Annotated in this window: 27 protein-coding genes; 10 read left to right on the top strand and 17 right to left on the bottom strand. The window is 63.7% G+C overall.

Annotation, left to right across the window (positions count from 1 at the left end; translation table 11 throughout):
* Positions 1-7 precede the first annotated feature (7 nt).
* Both RA19_RS17015 and RA19_RS17010 read right to left on the bottom strand, forming a co-directional pair.
* Positions 8-457 carry a MarR family winged helix-turn-helix transcriptional regulator gene (locus tag RA19_RS17015; protein ID WP_039164771.1) on the bottom strand — a complete coding sequence of 150 codons (450 nt, stop codon included), beginning with the start codon at positions 455-457 and terminating at the stop codon, positions 8-10.
* Positions 450-1,529, bottom strand: coding sequence for an Acg family FMN-binding oxidoreductase (locus RA19_RS17010; protein WP_241479086.1), 1,080 nt, complete (start codon positions 1,527-1,529; stop codon positions 450-452). Before RA19_RS17010 ends, RA19_RS17015 begins: the two co-directional genes overlap by 8 nt.
* A 311-nt stretch (positions 1,530-1,840) precedes the next feature.
* Here RA19_RS17010 and RA19_RS17005 point away from each other — a divergent pair, with 311 nt between their 5' ends.
* Together RA19_RS17005 and RA19_RS17000 are read left to right on the top strand one after the other, a co-directional pair.
* Positions 1,841-2,227: a hypothetical protein gene (locus tag RA19_RS17005; RefSeq protein WP_039164770.1), complete on the top strand. Its 387-nt coding sequence runs from the start codon at positions 1,841-1,843 to the stop codon at positions 2,225-2,227.
* 16 nt (positions 2,228-2,243) lie between these two features.
* The gene (locus RA19_RS17000; RefSeq protein ID WP_039164768.1) at positions 2,244-2,567 is read left to right on the top strand and encodes a 2Fe-2S iron-sulfur cluster-binding protein; all 324 of its coding nucleotides are present in this window, start codon (positions 2,244-2,246) and stop codon (positions 2,565-2,567) included.
* 53 nt (positions 2,568-2,620) lie between these two features.
* Here RA19_RS17000 and RA19_RS16995 read toward each other — a convergent pair whose 3' ends face one another.
* Positions 2,621-3,103 carry an ester cyclase gene (locus RA19_RS16995; protein ID WP_052261856.1) on the bottom strand — a complete coding sequence of 161 codons (483 nt, stop codon included), beginning with the start codon at positions 3,101-3,103 and terminating at the stop codon, positions 2,621-2,623.
* 117 nt (positions 3,104-3,220) lie between these two features.
* On the opposite strand from RA19_RS16995, the gene RA19_RS16990 reads away from it, so the two are divergent.
* On the top strand, positions 3,221-3,574 hold the full coding sequence (locus RA19_RS16990; RefSeq protein ID WP_039164764.1) for a winged helix-turn-helix transcriptional regulator: 354 nt from the start codon (positions 3,221-3,223) through the stop codon (positions 3,572-3,574).
* Between the two features lie 93 nt (positions 3,575-3,667).
* On the opposite strand, the gene RA19_RS16985 is transcribed toward RA19_RS16990, so the two are convergent.
* From RA19_RS16985 to RA19_RS16960, 6 genes are read right to left on the bottom strand one after another with little or no spacing between them, the layout of a single operon-like run.
* Positions 3,668-4,492, bottom strand: a complete 825-nt coding sequence (locus tag RA19_RS16985; RefSeq protein WP_039164761.1) for a 3-methyl-2-oxobutanoate hydroxymethyltransferase — start codon at positions 4,490-4,492, stop codon at positions 3,668-3,670.
* A gap of 27 nt (positions 4,493-4,519) precedes the next feature.
* Positions 4,520-5,785, bottom strand: coding sequence for a M24 family metallopeptidase (locus RA19_RS16980; protein WP_052261854.1), 1,266 nt, complete (start codon positions 5,783-5,785; stop codon positions 4,520-4,522).
* A 4-nt stretch (positions 5,786-5,789) separates the two neighbouring features.
* Positions 5,790-6,101, bottom strand: coding sequence for a non-heme iron oxygenase ferredoxin subunit (locus RA19_RS16975; RefSeq protein ID WP_039164759.1), 312 nt, complete (start codon positions 6,099-6,101; stop codon positions 5,790-5,792).
* A complete protein-coding gene (locus RA19_RS16970) occupies positions 6,082-7,095 on the bottom strand; it encodes a fatty acid desaturase (protein WP_039164757.1) in 1,014 nt (337 codons plus the stop codon). Before RA19_RS16970 ends, RA19_RS16975 begins: the two co-directional genes overlap by 20 nt.
* A 43-nt stretch (positions 7,096-7,138) precedes the next feature.
* A complete protein-coding gene (locus RA19_RS16965; RefSeq protein ID WP_039164755.1) occupies positions 7,139-8,761 on the bottom strand; it encodes a 5-guanidino-2-oxopentanoate decarboxylase in 1,623 nt (540 codons plus the stop codon).
* 3 nt (positions 8,762-8,764) lie between these two features.
* A complete protein-coding gene (locus tag RA19_RS16960) occupies positions 8,765-9,736 on the bottom strand; it encodes a C-terminal binding protein (RefSeq protein ID WP_039164753.1) in 972 nt (323 codons plus the stop codon).
* Between the two features lie 146 nt (positions 9,737-9,882).
* On the opposite strand from RA19_RS16960, the gene RA19_RS16955 reads away from it, so the two are divergent.
* The gene (locus tag RA19_RS16955; RefSeq protein WP_082020573.1) at positions 9,883-10,782 is read left to right on the top strand and encodes a LysR substrate-binding domain-containing protein; all 900 of its coding nucleotides are present in this window, start codon (positions 9,883-9,885) and stop codon (positions 10,780-10,782) included.
* A 51-nt stretch (positions 10,783-10,833) separates the two neighbouring features.
* On the opposite strand, the gene RA19_RS16950 is transcribed toward RA19_RS16955, so the two are convergent.
* The 3 genes from RA19_RS16950 to RA19_RS16940 all read right to left on the bottom strand — a co-directional run bounded on the left by RA19_RS16950 (position 10,834) and on the right by RA19_RS16940 (position 14,210).
* On the bottom strand, positions 10,834-11,721 hold the full coding sequence (locus tag RA19_RS16950) for a 2-hydroxy-3-oxopropionate reductase (protein WP_039164751.1): 888 nt from the start codon (positions 11,719-11,721) through the stop codon (positions 10,834-10,836).
* Positions 11,722-11,731: 10 nt separating this feature from the next.
* Complete coding sequence (locus RA19_RS16945; RefSeq protein ID WP_039164750.1) at positions 11,732-12,748, bottom strand: D-2-hydroxyacid dehydrogenase; 1,017 nt, start codon at positions 12,746-12,748, stop codon at positions 11,732-11,734.
* Between the two features lie 76 nt (positions 12,749-12,824).
* The gene (locus RA19_RS16940; protein WP_039164749.1) at positions 12,825-14,210 is read right to left on the bottom strand and encodes an aromatic ring-hydroxylating dioxygenase subunit alpha; all 1,386 of its coding nucleotides are present in this window, start codon (positions 14,208-14,210) and stop codon (positions 12,825-12,827) included.
* A 167-nt stretch (positions 14,211-14,377) separates the two neighbouring features.
* Between RA19_RS16940 and RA19_RS16935 the strand changes: the two genes are divergently transcribed.
* From RA19_RS16935 to ehuA, 6 genes are all read left to right on the top strand, one after another.
* Positions 14,378-14,923, top strand: a complete 546-nt coding sequence (locus RA19_RS16935) for an Lrp/AsnC family transcriptional regulator (protein WP_152615795.1) — start codon at positions 14,378-14,380, stop codon at positions 14,921-14,923.
* Between the two features lie 235 nt (positions 14,924-15,158).
* On the top strand, positions 15,159-16,673 hold the full coding sequence (gene betB, locus RA19_RS16930; RefSeq protein WP_052261879.1) for a betaine-aldehyde dehydrogenase: 1,515 nt from the start codon (positions 15,159-15,161) through the stop codon (positions 16,671-16,673).
* A 185-nt stretch (positions 16,674-16,858) separates the two neighbouring features.
* The gene (locus RA19_RS16925) at positions 16,859-17,698 is read left to right on the top strand and encodes a transporter substrate-binding domain-containing protein (protein WP_039164747.1); all 840 of its coding nucleotides are present in this window, start codon (positions 16,859-16,861) and stop codon (positions 17,696-17,698) included.
* Positions 17,699-17,799: 101 nt separating this feature from the next.
* The gene (ehuC, locus tag RA19_RS16920) at positions 17,800-18,465 is read left to right on the top strand and encodes an ectoine/hydroxyectoine ABC transporter permease subunit EhuC (RefSeq protein ID WP_039164744.1); all 666 of its coding nucleotides are present in this window, start codon (positions 17,800-17,802) and stop codon (positions 18,463-18,465) included.
* Positions 18,466-18,468: 3 nt separating this feature from the next.
* Positions 18,469-19,131 (top strand): ectoine/hydroxyectoine ABC transporter permease subunit EhuD, encoded by a 663-nt coding sequence (ehuD, locus tag RA19_RS16915; protein WP_039164742.1) that lies wholly within the window; start codon positions 18,469-18,471, stop codon positions 19,129-19,131.
* A gap of 3 nt (positions 19,132-19,134) precedes the next feature.
* Positions 19,135-19,953, top strand: a complete 819-nt coding sequence (ehuA, locus tag RA19_RS16910; RefSeq protein ID WP_039164740.1) for an ectoine/hydroxyectoine ABC transporter ATP-binding protein EhuA — start codon at positions 19,135-19,137, stop codon at positions 19,951-19,953.
* Positions 19,954-20,007: 54 nt separating this feature from the next.
* Here ehuA and RA19_RS16905 read toward each other — a convergent pair whose 3' ends face one another.
* The 5 genes from RA19_RS16905 to RA19_RS16885 form a co-directional block, all read right to left on the bottom strand.
* Positions 20,008-20,790 carry a TIM barrel protein gene (locus tag RA19_RS16905; protein WP_039164738.1) on the bottom strand — a complete coding sequence of 261 codons (783 nt, stop codon included), beginning with the start codon at positions 20,788-20,790 and terminating at the stop codon, positions 20,008-20,010.
* Positions 20,791-20,927: 137 nt separating this feature from the next.
* Positions 20,928-21,734: a 5-deoxy-glucuronate isomerase gene (gene iolB / locus RA19_RS16900; RefSeq protein ID WP_039164736.1), complete on the bottom strand. Its 807-nt coding sequence runs from the start codon at positions 21,732-21,734 to the stop codon at positions 20,928-20,930.
* Positions 21,731-22,627, bottom strand: coding sequence for a myo-inosose-2 dehydratase (gene iolE, locus RA19_RS16895; protein WP_039164735.1), 897 nt, complete (start codon positions 22,625-22,627; stop codon positions 21,731-21,733). Before iolE ends, iolB begins: the two co-directional genes overlap by 4 nt.
* Positions 22,628-22,728: 101 nt before the next feature.
* Positions 22,729-24,567 carry a 3D-(3,5/4)-trihydroxycyclohexane-1,2-dione acylhydrolase (decyclizing) gene (gene iolD / locus RA19_RS16890; RefSeq protein WP_039164734.1) on the bottom strand — a complete coding sequence of 613 codons (1,839 nt, stop codon included), beginning with the start codon at positions 24,565-24,567 and terminating at the stop codon, positions 22,729-22,731.
* Positions 24,568-24,571: 4 nt separating this feature from the next.
* Entirely contained in the window at positions 24,572-26,503 is a 1,932-nt protein-coding gene (locus RA19_RS16885; protein ID WP_039164732.1) for a bifunctional 5-dehydro-2-deoxygluconokinase/5-dehydro-2-deoxyphosphogluconate aldolase, read from the bottom strand.
* Position 26,504 lies beyond the last annotated feature (1 nt).

The raw sequence follows: 26,504 nt of genomic DNA, 5'->3' as shown, positions 1-26,504 counted from the left end.
CTGCCCGCTACGGGTTGCGCATCGCGTCCATTTCCGCCCGCAGGCTGCGCAATGACGGCAGCAGCGCATGGAACGTGCCCGGGCCGGTGCGGCCGGCAAGCTCCTGCAGGGCGGGAGCCAGCGCGGCAACCGTGTCTTCCCGGAGCTTGCGTCCCTGTCCGGTGATCCAAATGGTTTTGGAGCGCCCGTCCCTGGGATTGGGCCGCGCCTCGGCCAGGCCGTGTTTCTGCAGACCGGCAAGGGTGTTGGAGAAGGAGGTCTTGGGCACCTGCAGCGCCCGCGCGATGTCTGCCGGTGTCTGGCCGTCGCCAGTGCGGACCAAGTGGCTGAGCACCGCAAAATGCGCAGCGATCAGCCCCTGCGGCAGGCAGGACTCCAAAGCGGCGTTGGCCAGCTGGCTGATGATGGCAACCTCTGTCAGGACTTCGAAAACGGGGGCAGGCGGGGTGTCAGGCATCAATCAGGCGGGTCTCCAAAGGCCAGCGCGGGCTGGGGGCTGCACGCGGGGCATAGCCCACACGTCCCAGCATTTGCACGGTTTCGCCCGGGGAGGCCAGCAGCTTGCGGGCTTTGGCATAAAGATCCGCCTGTTCCGGGTATTCCTGCAGCGCCTGGCTGACCGGCTGCATTGCCAGCCCTTGGCCGGTTGCCGCCAGGTGCAGCCGGACCCAGCGGCGGCCGGCTTCGATCTGATCCCTGCGGCTGTTGCCCCGGGTGGTGATCACCGCATAGGCCGGGGTGGCCAGCATGGCGGATTTCAGCATGGCGAGCGCCTGGGCGTATTCACCGCTGGCGGGATCGGCCTGGCCTTTGCGGGTCAGCAGCCCGGCAGCCATCAGTGCTTCGAGCACCGGGCCCCGGAGGGCAATACCGTCCGGGCTGGCTTCGATCTCGCGCTTGCCGAAACGCATCATTCGGACGCTCTCCAGGTGGGTGCGGGGCGTGGCCATCTCGATCCGCATCGCCTCCCAGGTCAGCGTGCGCAGGGCAGCGACTTTGCTGGCTTCGGTGATCACCGCCGAGGCGAGGGGGCGCAGGGCATCCAATGGAGGCAGGCGGTCTTCATAGGCGTTGCGGTTGGTGCGGCGGGCCGGAACCTGGGCGAACAGCGGGTCCGGCCGTCCGCCGGGCTCAAGCCGGATGCGGGCCACCGGGCCGTCCCCGCCATCAGGAAATAGGACAGGTTTCGCAGCGAAACCCAACTGGGCGGCGGCCTGGCGGAAGACTTCCAGAAAGCAGCCCATGCCAATGGTAAGCTGGCGGTCAAAAGGGTCGGTTTCCGGCAGGTTCAGGGAGCCGTCGCGCCAAATCAGCAGTTCGTCGCTGCCGCGCAGCTGCGCCATCCAGGGCTGGCGGTTGTGCGGGTTGGGCGCGAGGATGGCCCAGCTGAGCGCCGCCAGCCGGGGATCATCATAGCGCCCGGCGGTTTGCCAGGGCGCCAGCGCCGTGTCCGGGCTGCGGGTGGCAACGAAACCGCCAGCCGCAGCTGCAGCGGCAAGAACCACGCCGCCGCCAGTGAGAGCTATCATCTTTCTTCGCGGCAATGTCATAGCTGACTCCATTTGATACGATATCGAATTTATATTGTGCGATGTCGTACTAGATCAAGAGGGAGGGTGTGCGCAGGGTTCTCCTAAAGGGAAGGGGTGATGCAATAAAGTTCTGTATTCGTAACGAGATCGGTATTTTGTAACGGAAATCGCAAAAAATGTTGTGACATATGTTGGAAAACAGTAACAAATAAGAGGGTGGGTGACTATATCCGCAAACCTCTGGCCAAATGCCGCTCGGCGCGCACCGGTAAGTGCTGTTCGGGCTCAAACAACGGATGAGACAGGAAATGCAAGGCAGGGAAAAGCTTGAAACCTATCTGGAAGGGTGGCGCACCGGTGACGGTAAGCTCAGCCTTTCAGCCACGGCGCCCGGGTTCTTTTATGACGATCCGGACACCGGCCGGATCCGCCGCGACGGGCTTCCGGATTTTGTCGAGAGCTTCAAGGCCGCAGGCGCCAGCCTGTGCGGCGGCCAGGTGCCGGCGCCATTTCTGCAGTATTCGGATCTGACGGTGAGCGGCGGGGCGCCTGCAATCGCCTGGTGCTGGTGGCGGGTGACCGGCACGGATTTTCAAGGCGCAGCCTGCATCCGTTTTGACGAAACCGGGGTGCTGAGCGAGCGGATCGCCTATTTCACCAATGACCCGGATGAGACCGCAATACCGGAAGGTTAGAGAAGGAAAACGGAATATGGCACAGATCACCTATGTGGAGCACGATGGCACACGGCATGAGGTCCAGGTCGCAACCGGGCTGACGGTGATGGAAGGCGCGCGCGACAACAATTTGCCGGGCATCGAGGCGGATTGCGGCGGCGCCTGCGCCTGCTCGACCTGCCATGTCTATGTGGACGCGGCCTGGGTGGCGCAGCTCCCCGGCATGGACGAGATGGAAAAAGACATGCTGGATTTCGCCTGGGAGCCGGACCCGGAACGCTCGCGCCTGACTTGCCAGATCCAGGTCACAGAGGCGATGGACGGGCTGGTGGTGCATCTGCCGGAAAAGCAGGTCTGACCTGAAACCTTAGCCCCCTGAGGTGCAATCCCAGGGGGCTTGCCTTGGAAGGCCTATTGCTCGCCGGTCAGTGTTTCGACCAGTTTGGCGATTTCTTCCACATGCCGCATCTCGGTGATCTTGCCGTCCTGGACGGTGAAGATTTCGATGCCGGCAATGTCAAAGGCACGGGCCGGATCCGTGGAGGGCATGCCGAACAGGTTGTTGGTATTGGTGCCCTTGTAGCGCCAGTAGACGATGGCCTTGTCCTCGCCCGATGGCAGCACCATCGCCAAGTCATGCCGTGAATCCGGAGCGCCATCCGCCAGCGCGCCGTAGACGCCTGCGACCGCATCAGCGTGGCTGCCGTTGTGGTGGCCGTCGTGATCAATGAAGGCATCGGCAAAATAGCTGCGCACGGCTTTGGCATCCATCGGACGCGCGTCCGCAACTGCATAGAATTCGCGGATGGTTTGCACCGCGTCATTGGCCAGGGCGGCGGTTGCTGCAGTCATCATCAGTGCTCCGGAGGCAAGCAGGGTTGTCAGGGGTTTCATGTTTCGCATCCTTTCTGTTCGAAGCGATGGCTGCTACATAGACAGCAGGAACAATCAGTCCAGTACGCACTATTTTAGCCAGTAGAGCACAAAAGGGTACTGACGATGGGGGGGCGGATGACGATGCAGGACGGCAAAACGAGATTTCCAGAGGGCCATCTGACCTGTCCGGTGCGGCGCACGCTGAGTGTGATCAGCGGCAAGTGGACGCTGCTGATCCTGCATGAGTTGATGGTGCAGCCGCGCCGGTTCAACGCGCTGAAACGGGACCTGAACGGGATCTCGCAGCGGTTGCTGACGGCGCAGTTGAAGGCGATGGTGGAAGAAGGGCTGGTGCACCGGGAGGTGCATGACGTGGTGCCGCCGCATGTGGAGTATTCGCTGACCGCCAAGGGGCACAGCCTGAAGCCGGTAATCGACGCGCTGGAGGCCTGGGGTGCGGCGGAGATTGCTGCGGAGCCTGCGGGCTAGGTTGGGCCGTCACCGGGCCTTTTGCCCGCCCTGAGGGCGCTCCTGGGGGTTGTCCGGGCGTGCCAGAGGCCCGGGCATGGGGCAGCGGGGGGCTCAGAGCTTGTCGAGCGCTTCGTGCAGTTTGGCGGCCTCTTCGGGGGGCATGTGCACGGTTTCCTTCGGGCCGGGGAAGGATCCTTCGTCTACAGCCTTGCGGAACCTGCCCATGGCTTCGACGCGTTCGCGATGGATCTGCCGGTGCAGCCGCCCGACGTCGCCAAAGGCGCGGGCATGTTTGGGGTTGTTCGGCGCCTCGCCGCAGATGTCGTGCAGGAACAGGAAGATGATGTCGCCGGCATAGCCCGAGCCGAGCGAGCAGGTGACGATGCTGGTTTTGTCATTCAGCGCCAGAAGGGCCTCTTCGGCAACGCATTCGATTTCGACGGCAAAACACCCCGCATCTTCCAGCCGTTTGAAGGTCCGGTGCAGTTCCATGGCTTCTTCGGCGGTTTTGCCGATGGCGCGCAGGCCGCCGACCCAGGTGGACAGCCGCGGGATCAGCCCCATATGCGCCTGCACCGGGATGCCGTTCTTGGCAAGCAGCTCGATCGCGTCATAACTGCGGTTAGTGTAGAAGAAATCCGCACCGCGCTCCATTGAGCCGATGGCAGCGCGCAGGATGTCGTCGTCGGTGACGTGCCCCTCCCACGCCATGCCGGAGCCTGCAAAGGTGGTGGGGGCGGTCTTGCGGACCATTTCCACCTGCTCGTCCCACAGGGTGAACAGGTCGATCCCGGCCTCGGCGGCGGCTTGCGCTTCTTCGGGGCTGGAGGGGTTCACCATGGTCAGTTTGTCCTTGGCGCCTTTGCGGGCGCGGAGGTCGGCAACGGTGAAATTCCGTTGGGCCGGGGTGCCGTTGAATGTGTAGATATTGCGCATTGTCTTTCCTGTCGTTGCAGCGGCCGGTCAGGCGCGGGACTGGTCCAAGAGGTTGTCCTCGAAGGGGAATTTTGACAGCAGTTCGCAGCCGTCTTCGGTGATCAGCACCTGTTCCTCAAGCTTCACGCCTTCGCTGCCGCCAACCTCGCCAACGTAGCTTTCGACGCACATGGCCATGCCGGGCTGCAGCTCGCCGTCGTAGATCAGGCCTTCGTCCTGCGGGTAGTAGATGCAGGGCCATTCGTCGGACATGCCGATGCCATGGGCCATCACCGCATAGTGCTGGTCGAGGAACTGTTCCGGCTGCTTGAAGCCGCGGTCGGTCACCTCGCGGAAGGACATGCCGGGCTTCATCAGTTCGAGATTATGCTGAATTTCCTCATAGGCGCGGCTGTAGAGCTCGCGCTGATAGGCGGTGGGGCGGCCGGAGCCGCAGAAATAGGTGCGCGAGACATCCGCCGAATAGCCGAAGGGGCCGACCATGTCGGTGTCAAAGGCCACCAGCTCGCCGGGGCGGATGATCCGGCCCGAGGCCTCCTGCAGCCAGGGGTTGGTGCGGTCGCCCGCCGCCAGCAGGCGGCCTTCGATCCAGTCGCCGCCGGCTTCGACATTGGCTTTCCACAGGTGCGACCAGAGCTCGATTTCGGTCATGCCGGGGCGCAGGGCCTCGCGCATCCGCCACATGCCGTCCTCGGCCACCGCAATGGCGTAGTTCATGCAGAGGATTTCCTCGACCGATTTGATGGCGCGGGCCGGTTCGATGACCTTGTGGGCGTGGACCACTTCCAGGCCTTTGTTTGCAAACAGCGCGGCGACCTGCGGCACCGGGCTTTCGACGCCAAGCCGGGTGCTGCCGCCGCCGTGGCGCTGCATCAGGGCGGCGATCTGGTTGACCCAGCGCTCGATCATCTCATCCATGCGCTGGCCTGCAAACATGTAGGAGATCTGGAACGCCTCGTCGCCTAGCTCGTCGATGGTTTCCAGCCCTTGTGCGATTTGCTTGCCGGTTTCGCCGTCGAAATAGACGGTGGGGCCTTCGGCAGGCACAAACAGGTAGCTGAGTGGGATGTGGCTTTGCATGATGCCCGCATCGCGCATGCCGGTGGCGTAGCGGATGGAGTAGACCGAGGTCAGTACGCAGCCGCCTACATCCTGGCGTTTCATCTCGGCGCGCAGGCGGTTCAGGCGGTAGGCGCGCATCTTCGCCAGGTCGATCATTTCCAGCGTGTCGGTCAGCTCCGCCACCGGGGTGGTGCGGGCGGCCTGGGCCAGGGTCATGTCCGCATAGCGCATGGTGTCAAACCTTGACCCAGACGCGGCCGTCGCGGACCTGCAGCTCATACGTCTTGAGGTTTTCCACCACCGGGGCGCTGAGGGCCTTGCCGGTGCGGACGCAGAAGCGGCCCTGGTGCAGCGGGCATTCGATCACCCCGTCCATCACCAGCCCGCCGTCGAGCGACTCGTCCTCGTGGGTGCACATGCCGGCAGTGGCAAAGAAGCCTTCGGGGGTGTTGTAGATCGCCACCGTTTGGCCTGCGAGTTTCATGGTGATGAGGTCTTCGTCGTCCACATCATCGGTTGCGCAGGCGTCATGCCACTGATTGGTCATTTTGTGCTCCTGTCAGGTCATCGGAGAAGGCTTGGCGGATTTTGGCTGAGCGGTCATTCCGTCCCAAAGAGCGGCGGATAGTGATTTTGAGAACTTCCCAATGGGTGCTGATGAACCCTGGGTCGGGTGGCGGCAGCTGGTCGCCCAGTTTGTCGCTGAGGTCCGGCAGGGCGTGGAACGGCACCGTGGGGTAGAGGTGATGCTCGATATGGTGGTTCATGTTGAAATAGAGGAACTGAAAGAACCAATTGGTGCGGAACGAGCGGGTCGATTGCACGATGTTGGGCTGGTTTTCGGCCATCTCCACATGCTGCATCAGGATGAAGGCGTTCATAACCGGGCCGCCCAGCACCCGGGGGATGACGATCAGATAGAGCGGCCAGAGCCAGCCGGCAGCCATGCTGATTGCGGCGAGGCCAAGGTAAATGGCGACGCAGATCTGGGTATTGCTTTGCATCCGGGGCAGTTCGCTGGCGGGGGTCACCCGTTTGACGTTCTCTGAGAAGATCCCCAGCGAGTGCAGCACGAACATTTTGGTTTGGTGCCAGTAGAGGCCGAGTCCGAGGATCTCCTCCACCCAGCCCGCAAAGGTCAGCGGGATCGGGGCATAGGGCATCTGATTGTCTTCGCCCTCGATCCAGGTGTGGGTGTGGTGGCTGGCGTGGGAGTAGCGGCGGTGCAGAGGCTCCTCGTAGTAGAGGAGGGAAGTCACCCAGAACACAGCTTCGTTCAGCCAGCGGGTGCGGAAGGCGGTGCCATGGGCGCATTCGTGGCTGAGCGCATAGGCTGAGACCGCAAAGCAGCCGGAGTAGACCAGGATCGCCGGGATGAACCACCAGCTGCCTGCGGTCAGTATCACCGGCGTTCCTGTGATGGCCAGCAGCGCGATCCAGGCGGCCAGGTAGGTCAGCCCGGGCCGGTCGCTGCGCCGCATCAGCGCCTTGAGCTGTTTTTTGTCCATATGGATGTTTGATGACTGCGCATTGGTGATCATGGCAGCGCCTCCCTGAAGGCCCGGCTGGGCAGGGGCCCGGCTGCTACTGCAGCCAGGCGTCTGTTTCGTCGATTTCGATGATCGTGGGCCCTTCGGACGCCAGCGCAGTTTCCAGGGCCGCGCGCAGCTCATCGCTGCTTTGCGGGCGGAAGCCGCGGGCGCCGAAAGCCTCGGCGATCTTGGTGAAATCGGGGTTGTAGATGTTGCAGCCGATGGTGGGCAGGCCCTTGCTGTCCATGTATTCACGGATTTCCTGGTAGCCGCCGTTGGACCAGACCACGATGGGGATCGACAGGTTCTGCTCCACCGCAGCGGCCAGTTCCTCGATGGTCATCTGGAAGGAGCCGTCGCCGGTGATGCAGGCCACGGGGAGGTCGCCCGCGCCGACCTTCATGCCGATGGCGACCGGCATGCCAAAGCCCATGGCGGCATAGCCGTTGGGGAAGTGGAACAGGTTCGGCTGCTTCATCGGGTAGTGGTAGAGGCCGGTGTAGCAGATCTGCGAGGCGTCGGCCGAGATGATGGTGTCCTCGGGCAGCACGTCGTGGATGATCTCCAAAGCCTTTTTGTGCTTGGGGGATTCCTTGCAGAGGTCGCCGTTGAACTGCGCTGCGGCCCCGGCCACGCGGGCGGCGCCTGCGGTGGTGACCTGGGGGCCGTTGCGGTTCTCCAGGCCTGCCAGGATTGCGGCGAGGGCTGATTTGCTATCGCTCAGCAGGCAGGCTGCGGGTTTGGAGTAATGCATCAGCTGGCCGGGGTCGATGTCGATGCGGATCAGCTGGCCGTTGATCGGGTAGTCGGCGGTGAAATAACGGTCGGGCTCGGCAAATTCGGTGCCGACGGCCAGCACCACATCCGCGTCCCGCAGCATGTCACGCACCGGGTCGAAGGCCTGGGCAAAGCCGAGGCAGAGCGGGTGGTCCTCGGGGATCACACCCTTGCCGGCGCAGCTGTTGACGACCGGCGCGTCGAGGCGTTCGGCCAGTTTCAGCACTTCGGCAGAGGCCGGGATGGCGCCGCCGCCGACCACGATCATTGGCGATTTGGCCTCGGCCAGCATGTCCGTGACTTTGGCCGTTGCATCCGGATCGGGGCCGGGTTTTGGGGCTGAGGGCCAGGCCTCGATATCAAAGCCGGCCGGGCCTGCCAGCACGTCCTGCGGGATCTGGATCGACACCGGGCGCGGGCGGCCCGAGTTGAACACGGTGAAGGCCCGCGCCAGCACTTCAGGCAGGTTCTTGGCATCCAGCAGTGTGTGGGTGAAGGCTGAGACCTGGCCGAGGATATCCTCTTGCGACCGCAACTCATGCATGCGGCCGCCGTTCATGCCCAGCTCATGCATGTTGTTCATGGTGGTGAAAACCAGCATCGGGATCGAGTTGGAATATGCCTCTCCAATTGCGGTTGTGCCATTGGTGACGCCGGCGCCAGTGACCAGGAAGCAGACGCCGGGCTTGCCGGTCGCGGCGGCATAGCCATAGGCGCCATAGGCCGAGCCCTGTTCGTGGCGCGGGGTCACCTGTCGGATGCCCATTTTGTCGAAGTTCCGGTAGAATTCGACCGTGTGATAGCCGGGGATGCCAAAGGCGGTGTCGATCCCGTAGGCCTTGAGCAGATGCAGCAGTGCTTCGCCGCAGGTCATATTTTCGGTGGTCAGGTCGCGCATGGCCTATTTTTCTCCCTTGACGACATAGTGATCGGGGGTGCCGGTGGCGGCATAGGTGAGGACGTTCTTGATGGCGCGGCTGCGGCCTTCCTCGTCGGCCTCGACTGAGTAGTAGGCGGCGTGCGGCGACACCACGGTGTGGGGGTGATGCAAAAGCGGGTCGTCCGGATTGGGCGGCTCGACCTCAAACACATCCAGGCCCGCGCCGCCGAGCTGGCCGCTGTCGAGCGCTGCCAGCAGCGCCGCAGGGTCAATCAGCGCGCCGCGCGAGGCGTTGACGATAAAGCTGCCGCGCTGCATGCGGTTCAAGAGGTTCGCGTTGACGATGTGCTTGGTTTCCGCGGTCAGCGGCGAGTGCAGCGACACCACATGGGCGCGTTCGAACAGCTCTTCGATGGTGCCGACCTGCTCAATCCATTCGGGGCAGGCGCCCGCGGGCATATAGGGGTCATAGGCGATGACCTTGCCAAAGCTGGGGGCAGCGCTGCGGGCCGCCTGCTGGCCGATGCGGCCGCAGCCCATCAGGCCGAAGGTCATGTCATGGGTGCGGTGCAGCACGCCGGGCTCCTCGTAGTCCCAGCGGCGTTCGCGCACCGAGCGGTCGTAGAACGGCAGGTGGCGCACCAGCGACAGCGCCATGGCGGCGGCGTGCACGCCGACCTCAGAGACCCAGGCGTCGGGGATATGGGCGATCCAGACGCCGTGGCGGGCGGCGGCTTCGGTGTCGATGGCATCGACGCCGACCAGCGGCACCGAAACGATGCGAAGGTTGGGCAGGGCGGCAAACACCTTTTCGGTGATCGGGGCGTAGAGCGACACGATGGCGTCGGCGCCGCTGGATTTCACCAGCGCGATCACCTCATCCTCGGTGGTGCAGTGGGGATCAGCGACAACCATCTCGAAACCGGCCTCATCGATGAGCGCGGTTTCCAGATCGAGGTCTGGCTGAACAAAATCGGTGAAAGCGATCTTCAAACCTTGGTCTCCTTGTCGGGGTGCTGGGCCGTTTGCCGGCGTCTTTGTTGCTGATTCCGATAAGGCGCAGTTTCGGTATCTGTTTTCAAACGACCAATTCCGTGCCAAGCTGCGACGAAATGGAATACCTATTTTGAGGCTGTTAAATGTCTGAAAATGATAGAAGGTTTGTCACACCTCCGCTGCATTGGCTACGCGCTTTTGCAGTTTCTGCCCGTCATCTCAGCTTTACGGATGCCGCAGAGGAATTGTTGATAACGCAATCCGCGGTCAGCAAGCAGGTGCGTTTGCTGGAGCAGCATCTGAACCAGCCGCTGTTTCTGCGCGGCCACCGCGGGCTGCAGCTGACCGAAGCGGGGCGGAATTATCTGCCGACCGTGGTGCGGGCGTTCAGCACTTTGGAGCAAGGCACCCGCAGCTTCCTGGGGTACTCCACGGCGCGGAATTTGCACATCAAGTGCAACTACGCCTTTGCCACCTTTTGGCTGACGCCGCATCTGGGGGAATTCATGGCGGCCAACCCGGGTGTCGAGATGACAGTGTCGACGGCGCTGTGGGAGCAGGATTTCCTGGAGAGCAATGCGGATGTGGAGATCCATTATGGCCGGGAGGCGAGCTTCGGCGAGCGCAGCTTCAGCTTAGGGCAGGAAGCGCTGTTCCCGGTCTGCGCGCCGGAGGTGGCGGAACGGCTGGCTGCGCCGGAGGATCTGGCGGGGGAGCGGATCCTGGATCTGACCGGGATCGGCGATGCCTGGGATTACTGGCTGCAGCAGGCCGGGCTGAAGGGGGTGCAGCTGTCGGAGCGGCAGTATTTCAGCACCTATGTGCTGTCGCTGAACCTGGCGCGCGAAGGGCAGGGGGTGTCGATGGGGCACGGAACCCTGGCGGAGCGGATGATCGGCAGGGGCGAGCTGTGTGCGCCGTTCGGCATCCAAGTGCCGGGGCGGGACCGCTATTTTGCGGTGCAGAACCACCCGGAGAACCCGCACGCAGAGCGGTTCCTGGCCTGGCTGCTGGCGAAATTCGAAGGGCGCGGGACCGGATGATCCCGGACGCCGCCCTGCTGGGAGCAGGGCGGCACCGTGGAAATACGGCTGTTAACCGGCCACTTGGTGGTTGGCCAGGCGCTCCAGCGCTTTGACCATTCCGGAGTGGTCGTCCTCGCCGCCGCCATTGGCAGAGCAGGAATTGAACAGCTCTTGCGCGGTGGCAGTGTTGGGCAGGCTGACGCCAAGAGCGCGGGCGCTTTGCAGGGCGAGGTTCAGGTCCTTCTGGTGCAGGTTGATGCGGAAGCCCGGGTCCATTTTCCGGTTGATCATCCGCTCTCCATGCACCTCGAGGATCTTGGAGGAGGCAAAGCCGCCCATCAGCGCCTCGCGCACCTTGGCCGGGTCGCAGCCTGCTTTGGAGGCAAAGACCAGCGCCTCGCCCACTGCCTCGATGTTCAGCGCCACGATGATCTGGTTGGCGATCTTGCAGGTCTGGCCTGCGCCATTGGCCTCGCCGATCAGGGTGATGTTCTTGCCCATCAGATCGAACAGCGGCTCAGCACGGTCAAAGGCGGCCTGCGGGCCGCCGCACATGATGGTGAGGGTTGCCGCCTTGGCGCCAACCTCGCCGCCGGAGACTGGCGCATCGACGTAAAGCCCGCCCTTGGCGTTCACCGCTGCGGCCAGATCCTGCGTGGCGATCGGGCTGATCGAGGACATGTCGATCACCAGCGAGCCTTCGCGGACATTCTCCAGCACGCCGCCTTCGCCGGTGATCACCCGTTCCACGTCGGGGGTGTCGGGGACCATGACGATGACAGTGTCGCAGCGCGCAGCGACCTCGGCGGGGCTGGCCACCACTTCGACGCCTTTGTCGGCCAGGTCCTGGGGAAGGGGGGAGCGGTTCAGACAGGTGAAGATGCTGTGGCCGGCATCCGCCAGGTGGCCCGCCATCGGCGTGCCCATGACGCCGAGGCCGATAAATCCGATATTCATGGCTGTCTCCTCAGTAGCCGAGTTTTGGGTCGATGGGGTTCAAGAGCGGCTTGCCCGCCAGGAACAGCTCCATGTTGCGGAAGAACAGTCCCAGGGTCAGCGGGATATAGGCGTCGCCGTCATCGGCCGAGACATGCGGTGTCACGATCAGGTTTTTCGTGTTCCACAAGCGCGATTCCGGGGCGATGGGCTCGGGGTCGAAGACATCCAGGATTGCGCCGCCCAGGGAGCCGTCCTCCAGCTTGTCGCAGAGTGCATCGTAGTCCATCACCGCTTCGCGGCCGATGTTGATGATGCCGGCGGTGGGTTTCATCAGATCAAGCCTGCGCCGGTCCATCAGCCCGCGGGTTTCGGGTGTGTCGGGGGTGGCGATCAGCAGATAATCGGCCAGCGGCAGCACCTCGTCCAGCTGTTCGGTGGTGACGCAGCGGTCGCAGCCTTCGGCATCGCGGCCCGAGCGATTGACGCCGATCACGTTGACGCCGAGAGGCTTCACCATCTGCGCGCCGGAGCCGCCGAGGGAGCCGGTGCCGAGCACCACCAGCGTCTTGCCGGCAATCGGCGAGCAGTAAAGCGAGTCATAAACCGCGTGTTTCTGGTTGGTGACAATTGCGGGCATGTGGGAGTGCAGCATCAGCACCGCCATCAGTCCGAACTCACCCGCTTTGGCCGCATGCACCCCCTTGTTGTTGGTGAGCGTCACGTGCTCCGGCAGCCAGTCCATCGGCAGCATATGCTCGACCCCGGCGCCGATGCAGTGGATCCATTTCAGATTGGGCGCTTTCTTGGCCAGATCCTCGGTCGGCAGGTTCCAGGTCAGCAGCACCTCGGCCTCGGCCATGGAGCTGTCCCAGTTGTCGGTGTCCCAGTCGATGAAGGGGACCAGCTTGCCCTGCATGTCCGGGAATTGCGCCAGGGCGCTTTCGAAGCGGTCGCGGGTGATGGTGAAGACCTCTTCGCCTTCGGGAGTGTTGGGGAAGGAGCCTTCGGCCCAGCGGTTGTTCTTGACGTGTACTTTCACAGCCATGATTTGCGTTTCCTTGAATATTAGCGCGGATTGAGAGCAGCCGCCCTGCCCGGCATTCGGGCAGGACGCGCAGGCCTCAGCCGATGCCATTGGCCTCGATGCCTTTGAGGCGCTCGATGATGGCGGCGTCGCGGTTGTCGTCGCACCAGTCCTCGTGCTCGAACTGCATGTCCATCACCGCTTCGCCGATCGCCATCAGGTATTCGCCGTCGTCGCGGCCTTCCACCGGCGGCAGGGTCAGCACCGTGTCCTGGCCGTAGGTGCGCACCGAATGGCCGTAGAAGCGTTTCGGCTGGGGCGGTTCGATGCCGTCGTTGGCGAGATCACGGATCGCCTTGCGCACCCGGCGGCGGTAGAGCGAGATGCCGCGGTCGGTGGGCATCAGGTTCTCTGCTTTGTGGGTGGAGATCGGGCCCATGCCTTCGACCGCCTCGGAATCGGCAGGGTAGCGCTGTTTCTCTTCCGGGGTGCGGTCCAGGACCTCCCCCTGTTCGATCATCTCGTGGCCTTCCTTGGTGTTGTATTCATGCGGATCCCAGCGGTCGCCGAAGTTGGCCCAGGCGTAGACGATGGTGTTTTCATCATCGACCGGCACCACCCAGCGGGTGAAGCAGGAGCGGCCGAAGTAGCGCTGCTCGGTGCCGTCGGCGGCATAGGCAGAACCGGCCTGGGTGAAGTTCGGCAGGATCAGCTCGTTCAGGCGCACCCAGGCGTTGTCGCCGATGCGGCGGGTGGAGGAGCCGAGGAAGTGGTTCTCGTGGCGCTCGTAGAACTTCAGCTGGCCGCTGGCCATCATCCCTTCGGAGAACTGCGGGTGGCTGTTCTGGCTGTGCAGGAAAGTGGTGTGGGTCGGATCCATAATCGCGTCCTGCACCTGGATCCAGTTGCAAGTGTAAGGCGCCTGGTAGGGGGCGCTGGTCATGCCCTCATGCTCAAACGCGTCGTAGATCGGGAACTCCGGCTGTTTGTCCTGCGGGCCCATGTAGGCAAAGATCAGGCCGCGGTATTCGATCACCGGATAGGCGCCGAGGCGGGTGCGCTCCTTGACCATCGCCACGGCGCGGGCGGTGGAGTCCTCGGCCGGCGCCTCGAGGATCTCGCCGTCGGGGGCAAACAGCCAGCCGTGGTAGCAGCAGCGGATGCCGGTGGTTTCGCATTTGCCGTATTCCAGCGAGGCACGGCGGTGCGGGCAGTATTTGTGCACCAGCCCGATCTGATCGCGGTTCTCGCCATAGCGGAACAGCACCAGCTCCTCGCCGAGGATGGTAATTGCCTTGGGCAGCTCGCCCAGATCCTGGGTGAGATGTACCGGGTGCCAGAAACGGCGCAGGTATTCGCCTGCGGGCGTTCCGGGGCCGACGCGGGAGATCTCCTCGTCGATACCGGGGCCTTGGGATTGCGCGTAGCCTTGGAAGTTGCCGGCAAAGGTTTTGACTTGCGGGCGTTCGGTCGCGGTGGTCATCGGGTGCTGCCTCCTTGCTTGGTGACTGTCTGGCGGACAGGCTGCTGACTGTGAATCTGATGTATTTCGAAGGTTGATTGCGAAAAGCGATACGTCAACGAAAAATTAGCTCCCAAAATCTGCGAAAACCATCTATCACTTTCGATATTCGAAGTATTGGAGGCATTATGGCAGATCAAAGCGGACATTCCGGCGGAACCCCTGGCAATCGCGGCGCCGGCACCGAGGCGCCGGTGCGCGGCGGCAGCGCGTCTTTGCTGGACGACCGGCTGAACCGGGAAATCATCGACCTGCTGCAGCGCGACGGGCGGATGGCCTATTCCGAAATCGCGCAGCGGCTGGGGGTGTCGGAAGGCACCGTGCGCAACCGGGTCGGGGCGCTGAAGTCGAGCGGCAGTTTGCGGATTGTGGCGATTACCGATCCCGGCGTGTCCGAATACCGGACCGAGGCGATGGTGGGGCTGAAAATCGCGCCCGGGCACCGGCCTGAGGACGTTGCAGCGCGGCTGTCGGTGCTGGATGAGGTGGTTTATGTGGTCTGGGTCAGCGGCGCCTATGACCTGCTGATCGAGATCGTCAGCGAGGACCGCGCCAGCTTTTTGAGCCTGCTGAGCGCGCATGTCCACAACAGCCCGGACATCGGCGCTTGCGACGTGATGACCGGTCTCAAGAACTTCAAGAATCAGTTCCTGCTGAAGAGCAACTGGGGCTAGCGCTTGCAGGGGGAGATTTCGGGTTTTGGCGGCGCGAGATCACATTTCTGCGAAATTCGTATGAAAAGTGAAGCTTGGGGAGTAAAAAATACTGGTTCCGATATTTGTGTTGCGTAAAACGTTATTCTGGCCGTAACCTTTTTAGTGACCAGCCACGAATCAGGCGTGCTTTCGCGCCTGCCTTTCTCCGCCAAGGAGGGGAGCGTCTATGCAAGTCAAACCCGACGGACAAGCCATGCTTTCAGCCGGCGCTGCGGCGCAGGTTCCGTTGGGTTCGGATGTTAAAGCGCGCGCCCAGCCGCAGGCCTCGCATTACATTGACGGCGCTTATGTGGAGGACACGGACGGCCGGGTGATTGACTGTATTTACCCGGCGACCGGAGAGGTCATCGCGCGGCTGCATTCGGCGACGCCTGCGGTGATCGAGCGCGCAGTGGCGAGTGCTAGGCGGGCGCAAGGGGAATGGGAACGGACCGTGCCTGCCGAGCGCGGCCGGATCCTGCGGCGCGCGGCGGATATCATGCGCGAACGCAATCATGATCTGTCAGTGCTGGAGACGCTCGACACCGGCAAGCCCTATCAGGAGACCATCGTCGCCGATGCGCTTTCAGGCGCGGAAGCCTTTGAATTCTATGGTGGCCTGGCCAGCAGCATCAATGGCGAGTGCATTCCGCTGGGAGAGAGTTTTGTTTACACCAAGCGGGTGGCGCTGGGAGTGTGCCTGGGGATCGGCGCCTGGAACTATCCGACGCAGATCGCCTGCTACAAAGGCGCCGCGGCGCTGGCCTGCGGCAACGCGGTGGTGTTCAAACCCTCCGAGGTGACGCCGCTGTGCGCGCTGCAGGTTGCCGAGATCCTGGTCGAGGCCGGGCTGCCCAAGGGGCTTTACAATGTGGTGCAGGGCTATGGAGATGTTGGTTCCGCCCTGGTGGCGCATCCGGATATCGAGAAGATCTCGCTGACCGGCTCGGTGCCGACCGGCGCCCGGGTGATGGCGGCGGCGGGGGAAGACATCAAGCATGTCACCATGGAGCTGGGCGGCAAGTCGCCGCTGATCGTGTTCGAGGATGCGGATATCGAAACCGCGGTCAGCGGCGCGATCCTGGGGAATTTCTATTCCACTGGGCAGATTTGCTCCAACGGCACCCGGGTGTTTGTGCATCGGGATATGCGTGCGGAATTCGAAGCCCGGCTGATCGAGCGGGTGCGTGCGATCCGGCTGGGCGACCCGCTGGACCCGGAAACCCAGATGGGGCCGCTGATTTCCGCCGCGCATATGGACAAGGTTCTGGGCTATATGCAGCTGGGCCAGCAGGAGGGCGCGCGGCTGCTTTACGGCGGCGAACGGGCCGAAGTTGAGGGTTTCGAAGACGGCAGCTTTGTGCAGCCGACGGTTTTTACCGGTGTCAGTGACGATATGCGCATCGCCCGCGAAGAGATTTTCGGCCCGGTGATGTCGATCCTGGAATTCGAAGACGAAGACGAGGTGATCCGGCGTGCCAATGATACCGGATTTGGACTCGCCGCCAGCGTTTTCACCCGCGATCTGCAGCGGGCGCACCGGGTGATCGACCGCATCCAGGCGGGCACCTGCTGGATCAACACCCACAACGTGATGCCGGTGGAGATGCCATTTGGCGGCGTCAAAAAATCCGGAGTAGGGCGCGAGAATTCGCGCGCGGCGCTGGACCACTACAGCCAGATCAAATCGGTTTATGTCGAAATGGGAGGGATAGACGCCCCTTACTAATCCGCATTGCATCAGCGGCGGGACAGACCCGGCCGTGTGATTGCCCCGGGCGCCAGGCTTTTGCGAAAGACCCGCCGCCCGATCCCCGAACAGACGCGAAAAGCGCAGGGGAAACCCGCTTTTCCACCGTCAGACGCGTCTGGCCGGATGGCGGAGCACGTTCTGCAACAAGGAGGAAAGTCATTATGAAAACCAAGATTCTGGGCGGTGCCGTTGCGGCCATTCTTGCGCTTGCATCCAGTTCGGCCATCGCCGGGCCGCTGGAAGACCGCATTGCCGCCGGTGAACCGATCCGGCTGGGCTTTGCTGCGGCGGCGCCCTGGGCGCATCCGGGCGAGAACGGCGAGCCGCTGGGGTTCGTCAACCAGATCACCCTGGATCTGCTGGAGAAGATGGGCCACACCGAGATCGAACCGGTGGTCACCGACTGGGCCGGGCTGATCCCCAGCCTGATGGCGGGCCGGGTCGATGTCATCACCGGCGGTATGTACATCCTGGGCTCGCGCTGCGCCAACATCGACTTTTCCGAGCCGATCGGCCAGTTCGGCAATGCGTTCATCGTGCCGGACGGCAATCCGGGCAATCTGCAGACCTATGAGGACATCAAGAACGCGGGCGTCACCATGGCCGCGGTGGCGGGATATGTGAATGTCGAGGAGGCGCTGAAGGTCGGCATCCCGGAAAGCAAGATCATGCAGCTGCCGGGCACCACCGAAGTGCTGGCAGCAGTGAAGGCCGGCCGGGCTGAGATCGGCGCGATGACGGCGGTGGAAGCCTATGATCTGGCGGACAAGACCGAGGGCATCTCGGCCACTGACACCAATGCGCTGCCGAAGTGGACCTTCAACTGGGTTGCGGTGGGCTTCCACCCCGAGGATGACCAGTTCCGTGCCGATTTCAACGCCGCGATGCCCGGTTACCTGGGGTCTGACAAGATGCTGGCCGCGGTGGAGCAGTGGGATTATCTGCCGTCGAACGTGCCGGCCGAAGATGCCTCGATGGAATGGGCCTGCACCAACCGCTGACCCTGGCCTTTCTTTTGCATCAAGACACCAGCGCCCGGCCTTCCGGGCGGGCGCTGGCCCTTTAACGCCCCGCACCGGGACAGAACCGGAGAGCGCCCCTCTTGTCTTATCTTGAATTCCTGCAAGCGCATGGTCCCCGTATGCTAGACGGCGCGCTGATCACGCTTGTGCAATTTGTCCTGGCCACCGTGGTATCGGTTGGCATCGCGCTGGCCTTCGGCCTGATGCGGCTGTCGCCGAACCGCGCGGTCAAGGGTTTTGCCACCGTCTATGTCGAGATCTTCCGCGGCACCTCGCTCTTGGTGCAGCTGTTCTGGATCTTCTTTGTGCTGCCCTTGTTCGGGATCACCATGGACAAGTTCACCGCCGGTTTCATCGCCGTTGGCCTGAACATGGGCGCCTACGGGGCCGAGCTGGTCCGCGGCGCCATCCTGGCTGTGCCGAAAGGCCAGTGGGAGGCCGCCAAGGCGATCAACATGACACCGGCGCAACGGATGCGGCGGATCATCCTGCCGCAGGCCTTTGTGATCATGCTGCCGCCCTGGGGCAATCTGGTGATCGAGATCCTGAAAGGCACTGCGCTGGTGGCGCTGATTTCGGTCACCGACCTGATGTTCCAGGCGCGCCAGATCAATATCTCGACCTTCCTCTCGGTGCAGACCTTCGGCACCGCGCTGATCCTCTACTACGTTTTCGCGCGGTTCTGCGTCACCCCCTTCATGCGCTCGTTTGAACGCAAGATGGCATTCAAGATTGGGAGGGCCTGAGCGATGCAATGGCGTTGGGAATGGACATGGGAGCTGCTGCCGCGGTTCCTGGATGCCACCGGCAAGACCCTGATGGCCGCGGGCGGCGGCTATGCAATTGCGGTGGTGCTGGGGCTGGTGCTGGTTCTGGCGCAGCGGACGCCGTTCCGCCCGCTGACTGTGGTGGTGCGCGAGCTGGTCGAGTTCATCCGCTCGACCCCGCTGCTGCTGCAGGTGTTCTTTGTCTTCTATGTGGGTCCGCAGTTCGGGATAAACCTGTCGCCCTGGACCTCGGGCCTGATCGCGATCGGGCTGCATTACGGCGCCTATCTGTCCGAAGTCTACCGCGGTGGCATCGAGAGTGTGCCAAAAGGCCAGTGGGAGGCGGCAACCGCGATCAACATGTCGACGGTCCAGACCTACCGGCGGCTGATCATCCCGCAGGCCCTGCCGCCGGCGATTTCCGGAATGGGCAATTACCTGGTCGGCATCTTCAAGGACACACCGATGCTGTCGGTGATCGGGGTGGCCGAGCTGATGCACACTGCCAATGCCGTGGGCGCGCAAAGCTACCGCTACCTGGAACCCTATACGATGGTCGGGATCCTGTTCCTCGCCATCTCACTGCCAACCGCGTTTTTTATCACCCGATTTGAGCAATGGGTGCGCCGCAAGATGGGAATGTAAGTGATGACCGAAGATATGAGCCAATACCCCCTGCAACTGGAGGGGGACAACATTCCGATGGTGCGGTTTCAGAACGTGCGCAAAAGCTATGGCGCGCTGACGGTTCTGGATAACCTCAATCTCGACATCGACATGGGCGAGATGGTGACGATCATCGGGCCCTCCGGCTCCGGCAAGACCACGGTGCTGCGGATGCTGATGACGCTGGAAACGATCAACGGCGGTGTGATCTATGTGGATGGCGAGCCGCTGACCCATATGGAGAAGAACGGCGTTCTGGTGCCCGCGAGCCCCGCCCATATCCGCCGCATCCGCTCGAAGATCGGCATGTGTTTCCAGCACTTCAACCTGTTTCCGCATATGACCGCCTTGCAGAATTGCATCGAAGGTCCGGTGCAGGTGCTGGGCATGCCGCGCAAGAAGGCGGAGGCGCGGTCGCTGGAGCTGCTCGACATGGTGGGGATGGCCGACAAGCGCGACCAGTACCCGTCGCGGCTGTCGGGCGGCCAGCAGCAGCGGGTGGCGATTGCCCGGGCGCTGGCGATGCGGCCCAAGGTGATGCTGTTTGACGAGGTGACCTCGGCGCTGGATCCGGAAGTGATCGGCGAGGTGACCAATGTGATCCGCAAGCTGGTCGATGCCCATAGCCTGACGATGCTGATGGTCACCCACCAGATGGGCTTTGCCAAGGACATCTCGGACCGGGTGTGTTTCTTCTTCAACGGCGCGATCGAGGAGCAGGCGGCCCCGTCGGAACTGTTCGAGAACCCGCAGCGGGAGCGTACCCAGCAGTTCCTGAATGCGGTGCTGGAAGCGAATTGATGCGTCTGTGGCGGCCCGGCGCCTGTTTTCTGGATGGCGCCGGGTGTTACAAGGTTAGACCGTAAAGGCGGTGCGGAAGGCGTCCAGCGCCGCTTCCGGGTCTGCTGCGGCAAAGGCTTCAATGCCGACCGGCCCGCGGTAGCCCATGTCTTTCAGCGCCCGGGCAATGCCGGGATAGTTGATCTCGCCGGTGCCCGGTTCGCAGCGGCCGGGCACGTCGGCCACCTGGATTTCGCCGATCCAGGGCAGGCAGGCGCGGCACAGTTCGATCAGGTTCCCCTCGCCGATCTGGGCGTGGTAGAGGTCGAGGTTCAGGCGCAGGCGCGGGTGGTCCACGGCCGAAACCAGCGCCAGCGTGTCTTCGGCGCGGGCGAAGGGCACGCCGGGGTGATCCACGGGCAGGTTGAGGTTTTCCAGGGTGAAAGTGACGCCTTCCTCTTCCGCCATGTCAGCGATGCGCGCGAGGGTGTCGCGGGCCTTCAGCCACATGGTGCCGGTGACGGTTTCGCATGGGGTGACGGGCAGGCCGCCGTTGCCGAGGCCAGTGCCATGCAGGTTCAGCCGGTCCACGCCAAGCCGCTTGCCTACTTGCGCGGTTTCCCGGGCTGACTGCAGCAGTTCCTCGGCGCCCTCGTCATCGGCCAGGCGGCCGGCCAGGTAGCCGTTCATGATGGTGAAATCGGCGCCGGTTTTCTCCAGCGCGGCCAGATCGTGGTCCGGCCAGTTCCACAGGCCGACGCCAAAGCCCATTTCCCGGAGGCGGGCGGCGCGCCAGTCGATGGGACGGTCCTGCCACAGCATCTCGGCGCAGGCGGCCAGCTGGAAGGTGTGTGTCATTTTGTTTTCTCCGGAGTTTCGCCAGGCATATCAAAAGCCACCTGCCCGGCTGCTGGCCGGGCTGCGCCACCCCGCGGGTCTCTGCAGCCCTTAGCGCAACGGTACTTGGCGGCGTTTCTCGGTTCCTTTGGGCGGTCCTAAGCGTCCCGCTCCATGATCCATTCGACCTCGGGGGCCGGAACGAAACGCCAGTTGCGGCGCGGACCGGCCATGACGTTGAGGTAATACATCTCGAACCCGTAGGGCGCGCCGCAGGGGTGGTGGCCGCGCGGCACCAGCACCACGTCGCCGTCTTTCACCGCCATGGTCTCGTCCAGCTCGCCGTCATCGGTATAGACCCGCTGGAGACCAAAGCCGCCGGCCGGGTTCAGGCGGTGGTAATAGGTCTCTTCCAGATAGGTGATACGCGGGAAGTCGTCTTCGTCGTGGCGGTGACTGGGGTAAGAGGACCAGTGGCCATTGGGCGTGAAGACCTCGGTCACCAAGAGGCTGTCGCAATAATCCTCGTTCTCCATCGCGATGTTGTTGATATAGCGGGTGTTCACCCCCTTGCCGCGTTTGGTGAGAGTAATGCCGTCCGGGCCGATGCGGCGGGCCTGGTGGCCGGATTTACCCGGGGCGGAGCAGACCGCGATGGTGCAGTCGGTTTCTGCGGTGGCCTGCCAGGTCTCGCCATTGGGGACATAGAGGCAATGCGGCGGGGTCTTTTCAAAGACGCTCATCCGCTCGCCCAAGATGCCCCAGTCCTGCCCGGCAGCGGTGAGGGCGGCTTTGCCCTCGACCATCACCAGGATCACCTCGCGGCCGCCGGTGGCTTCTTCCGCGGTTTCGCCGGGGCGCAGGCGGTAGAGGGAAAAGCCGACATAACGCCAGCCGGCCGAGGCGGGTGTGATCTCATGCACCTTGCCGTGGGTGCCGAAGGGTTTGCGCAGCAGTGTGCTCATGCCAGTTCCAACTCCTGTGCCAGGGTTTTCAGGGTCTTCAGGCCAAGGCTCTGGTATTCGAAGGGGTTGCGGACATCGGGGTCCTGCTCGGCCTCGATGACGATCCAGCCCTGGTAGCCGCTGTCTTTCAGGATCTGCAGCAGCGGCGCAAAGTCTACGCCGCCTTCCGGGTCGCCCGGCACCGTGAAGACGCCTGCCCGCACGCCGTCCATGAACGACAGGCCGGATCTGCGCACCTCAGCCATCACCTGGGGGCGGACGTTTTTGGCGTGGAAATGGCTGACCCGGTTGGCGTATTTGCGCAGGATTGCTGCCGGATCGGAGCCGTTGCTGCCGAAATAGGCGTGTCCAGCATCGAAAAGTAGCCGGGTGGCGGGGCCGCTGGCCGCCATGAAGGCATCGATCTCTTGCGGCGTTTCAACCACGGTGCCCATGTGGTGGTGATAGACCAGCGCGATGCCCTGACCCGCGCAGTATTGCGCAAGCTCCTCCACCCTGTCGCCAAAGGACGCCATTTCATCACTGCTCAGCACCGGCGCATCATTGACCGGCACGTCCAGCCCCTGCACTGAGTTGGAGGTTTCGCAGACGATGCAGACCTTGCAGCCGTTGTGCTTGAGCTTGTCCAGATGCGGCTGGATAGCGGCCTTTTCTTCGTCCATCGAACGGGTCAGCAGGTTCAGCGAATGCCAGCCGGAGATGAAGGCGAGCCCATGGCTGCCCAGAAGTTCTTTCAGCGCTTGCGGATCATCCGGCCAGCGGTGGCCGTTCTCGATGCCGTCAAAGCCGATCTCTGCCGCTTCCGCCAGGATCTGCGCGGTTGGGATATGGGCGCCCAGGGTCTGGTCGTCGTCATTGGCCCAGGCAATCGGGTTGGTGCCGAACTGGATCATCTTCGCGTGTCCTTCGTGGTCGTAGGTTGGGAGGTGCCGGAGGGCCCACCGGCTCTCTGGCGCGGGGGTGCGGGGGCCGGCGAGGCCCCCGCTTCCTTGTCTCAGTTCACCAGGTTCTGGCGGGTCTGCGCGGCGTCATAGGCTGCCCGCGCTTCCTGGACTTTGCCGTTGGCGCTGGTCTCCGGAACCGCCACGTCCCACCAAAAGCTGCCGCCTGCTTCGGCCGGCCCCTGCATCGGGTCGGTCTCGATCACGATGACCGTGGGGATTTCTGCACCCTTGGCTTCCAGCAGCTGCGCCTCGAGATCGGCAATATCCTGCGCCTTCACTGCATGCGCGCCCATCGCGGCGGCATGGGCGGCAAAGTCGATCTGCGGCTGCGCTTCCACGCGGCAGTCTTTGTAGAGATTGTTGAACTGCTCGCCGCCGGTGCCCATCTGCAGCCGGTTGATGCAGCCATAGCCGCGGTTGTCGGTCAGCACCACGGTGAAGGGCACCCGGCGCATCACCGCGGTGGCCAGCTCGGAATTGGCCATCATGTAAGAGCCGTCGCCGACAAAGCAGATCACGTCGCGGTCCGGCTGCGCCAGTTTCAGCCCCATGGCGCCGGCAATCTCGTAACCCATGCAGGAGAAGCCGTATTCCATGTGATAGCCGCCTTTCGGCGCCTGCCACAGCAGTTTCAGCGCGCCGGGCATAGTGCCGGCTGCGCACATGGCCACAGTGGCCTTGGATGAGGTGCGCTGCACCGCGCCGATCACCTCGGCATCCATCGGCAGATAGCCTTCGCCGCCGTGGCGGTCGGCGCAATGGGCATCGACCTTGGCCAGCCAGTCCAGCCGCGGCTGTGCGTCAAAACCAGGCGCCTTGTGCGATCCAAGCGCTGCGCTCAGGCCTTCCAATGCCACTTTGGCGTCCGAGACCAGCGCAACGGCGCCGTGTTTGGCGGCGTCATAGGCGGCCACGTTGATCGAGACGATGCGGCGGTCCGGATTCTGGAACAAAGCCCAGGAGCCGGTGGTGAAATCCTGGAAACGGGTGCCAACGCCGATCACCAGATCAGCCGTGCTGCAAAGTGAATTGGCGGCCGCCGACCCGTCCACGCCCGCCGCGCCGAAGTTCATCTCATGCGCTTGTGCCAGTGCCGATTTGCCGGCCTGGGTCTCGACCACCGGTATGCCGTGCCGGGTTGCGAAACTTGCCAGCTCTTCCTCGGCCCGGGAGTAGATCACGCCGCCGCCGCAGACGATCACCGGGTTCTGCGCCTTGCGGATCAGCTCTGCCACTTCCGCCAGCTCGCGCGCATCGGGCGCCGGGCGGCGGATGTGCCAGACTTTGGGCTCAAAGAAAGCCTCGGGGTAGTCATAGGCCTCGGCCTGCACATCCTGGCAGAAGGACAGGGTGACGGGTCCGCAGTCTGCCGGATTCGTCATCACCTGCAGTGCCCGCGGCAGGGCGGTCAGCAGCTGTTCGGGCCGGGTGATGTGGTCGAAGTAGCGCGACACGGCGCGGAAGCAGTCATTGGCCGAGACAGTGCCGTCGGCGAAATCCTCCACCTGCTGCAGCACCGGGTCGGGGCGGCGGTTTGCGAAGACGTCGCCGGGGATCAGCAGTAGGGGCAGCCGGTTCACATGCGCCAGCGCCGCTGCGGTCACCATGTTGGTGGCGCCGGGGCCGATCGAAGAGGTCACCGCTTGCGCCCGGGTGCGTTTCGAGGCCTTGGCATAGGCGATAGCGGCATGGGCCATGGTCTGCTCGTTCTGGCCACGCCAGGTAGGGAAGGCATCATCCGCCTGCTGCAGCGCCTCGCCGAGGCCCGCCACATTGCCGTGGCCGAAGATTGCCCAGATCCCGTCGATGAAACGCTCTCCTTCGGGGGTCATCTGCACGCTCAGCCATTTCACCATGGCCTGCGCGGCTGTCAGTTTGATCGTGGACATCTGATTATCCTTTTGCCGTGGCGCGGGCCGCGTCCCAGACGCCGCAGAGCCGTGCGTAGTTGGCGGCCATCACCTGAACCGCTTCCTCGTCGCTGATGTTGCCCGCCAGCCAGTCGCGGGCGGCCTGGCCGAAAATGGTGCGACCGACGGCGAAGCCCTTGACCAGATCGAACCGCGCGGCGCGCTCAAAACTGGCGGCCAGTTCCTCTTGCGGGGCGTCCAGGCCCAGCACCACGATGCCGCGGGTGTGCCGGTCGTTGCGCTCAATGGCCGCGACCGCATTGGCCCAGGCGGTTTCTGTCTTGAACGGCTCCAGCTTCCACCAGTCCGGGTAGACGCCAAGGTCATAGAAACGCTGAATGATCCGCGGGGTGGTGTCGTCATCGACGGGGCCGCATTTGGAGGGGATCACCTCCAAGAGCAGTTCCAGATTGTTACGGCGGGCGGCGTGGAACAGGCGCAGGACGGTCTGTTCCTGCTGCCGCCAGGTCTCGGCATCGTCGTCCGGGTGGCAGAAACACAGCACCTTGACCACGTTTTCCCGCGCCCATTCGACGAGGCCGCCAAAGTCGGGGCCCAGTTCCGGCTCTAGTGCCAGCGGGCGGGAGCCGGGCCATTCCGCGGGCCGCCCGATCCACAGGCCGGAGCCGGAGGCCGCATGCAGTGCTGCTTTGCCGATGCGGTTGTCGCAGAGGATGCCATAGCCGGGCTTGCGGTCTTGCACCTGTTGCGCGGCTTTCAGGCACAATTCCTTGAAGGCGCTGCCTTTTGCCGGCGTATAGCCTTCCATTTCCTCCAGCTGCAGCCGGTGGTCAAAGGCAAAGACCCGCATCTCGGACCAGTCGCCGCCCGTGCGGCGCTGGCGGGTGGTGGACCAGTGGAGCTGCTCCAGTTCCGGGTCGTTGCGCAGGTCCGGCTGTGTGATGCCGCGCTCCAGGAAGAACTTCAGCTCCTCGGCGGAAGGGTAGGCGGGGGTGCAGCCGTGGCGCGACACCGCAAAGGCACCGCAGGCGTTGGCGTATTTCAGGGCGGTTGGCCAGTCGGTTTCCGCGGGGTCTTCGGCCTGCATCCAGCCTTTCAGCAGGCCGGAGAAAAAGCCGTCACCGGCGCCGAGCACGTTGAAGACTTCGATCGGGAAGCCTTTGCCTGCCTGGCCATCGTTCAGGCTGTCCGGGATGGCGCCGTCAAAGGCCACCGCGCCCAGGGCGCCGCGCTTGCAGACCAGCACCGCGTCTGAGGCTTCGCGGACTTTGCGCAGGGCTGTGACCGTATCGGTGGCGCCGCCGGCGATGTGGAATTCCTCCTCGGTGCCGACAATCAGGTCGAAATGATGCAGCGTCGACAGCAGCTTGTCGGTGACCTTGCGGCTTTCGACAAAGCGGCTTTCGCCGTCGCCGTGGCCCGCAACGCCCCAGAGGTTGGGGCGGTAGTCGATGTCGAGCGCGGCGCGGGCGCCGTGTTTGCGGGCCAGTTGCAGCGCCTTCAGCACCGCCGCCTCGGTCTGCGGGTGGCTGAGGTGGGTGCCGGTGGCAACCACTGCGCGGGTGTCGGCGATCAGGGCCTCATCGATGTCTGTTTCGCTCAGCGCCATGTCTGCGCAGTTTTCGCGGTAGAAGATCAGCGGGAAGCGTTCCTGGTCGCGGATGCCGAGGATCACCAGCGCAGTGAGGCGCTCGGGGTCGGTGGCAACGCCGCGGGTGTCGACGCCCTCGCGGGCCAGCTGCTCGCGGATGAAGCGGCCCATGTGCTCGTCTCCGACGCGGCTGATCAGGCCGGTTTTCAGGCCCAGCCGGGACGTGCCGCAGGCGATGTTGGCGGGGGAGCCGCCGATGTATTTCTCAAAGCTGCCCATGTCTTCGAGCCGCCCGCCGACCTGCGCGCCATAAAGGTCGACGCCGGCCCGGCCGATGGTGATGACGTCCAGAGATTTGCTCATA

The sequence above is a fragment of the Leisingera sp. ANG-M1 genome (assembly GCF_000813745.1).
GTDB lineage: Bacteria > Pseudomonadota > Alphaproteobacteria > Rhodobacterales > Rhodobacteraceae > Leisingera.
The sequence above is the reverse complement of the archived record's forward strand: the minus strand, read 5'-3'. Positions and strand labels throughout refer to the sequence as shown.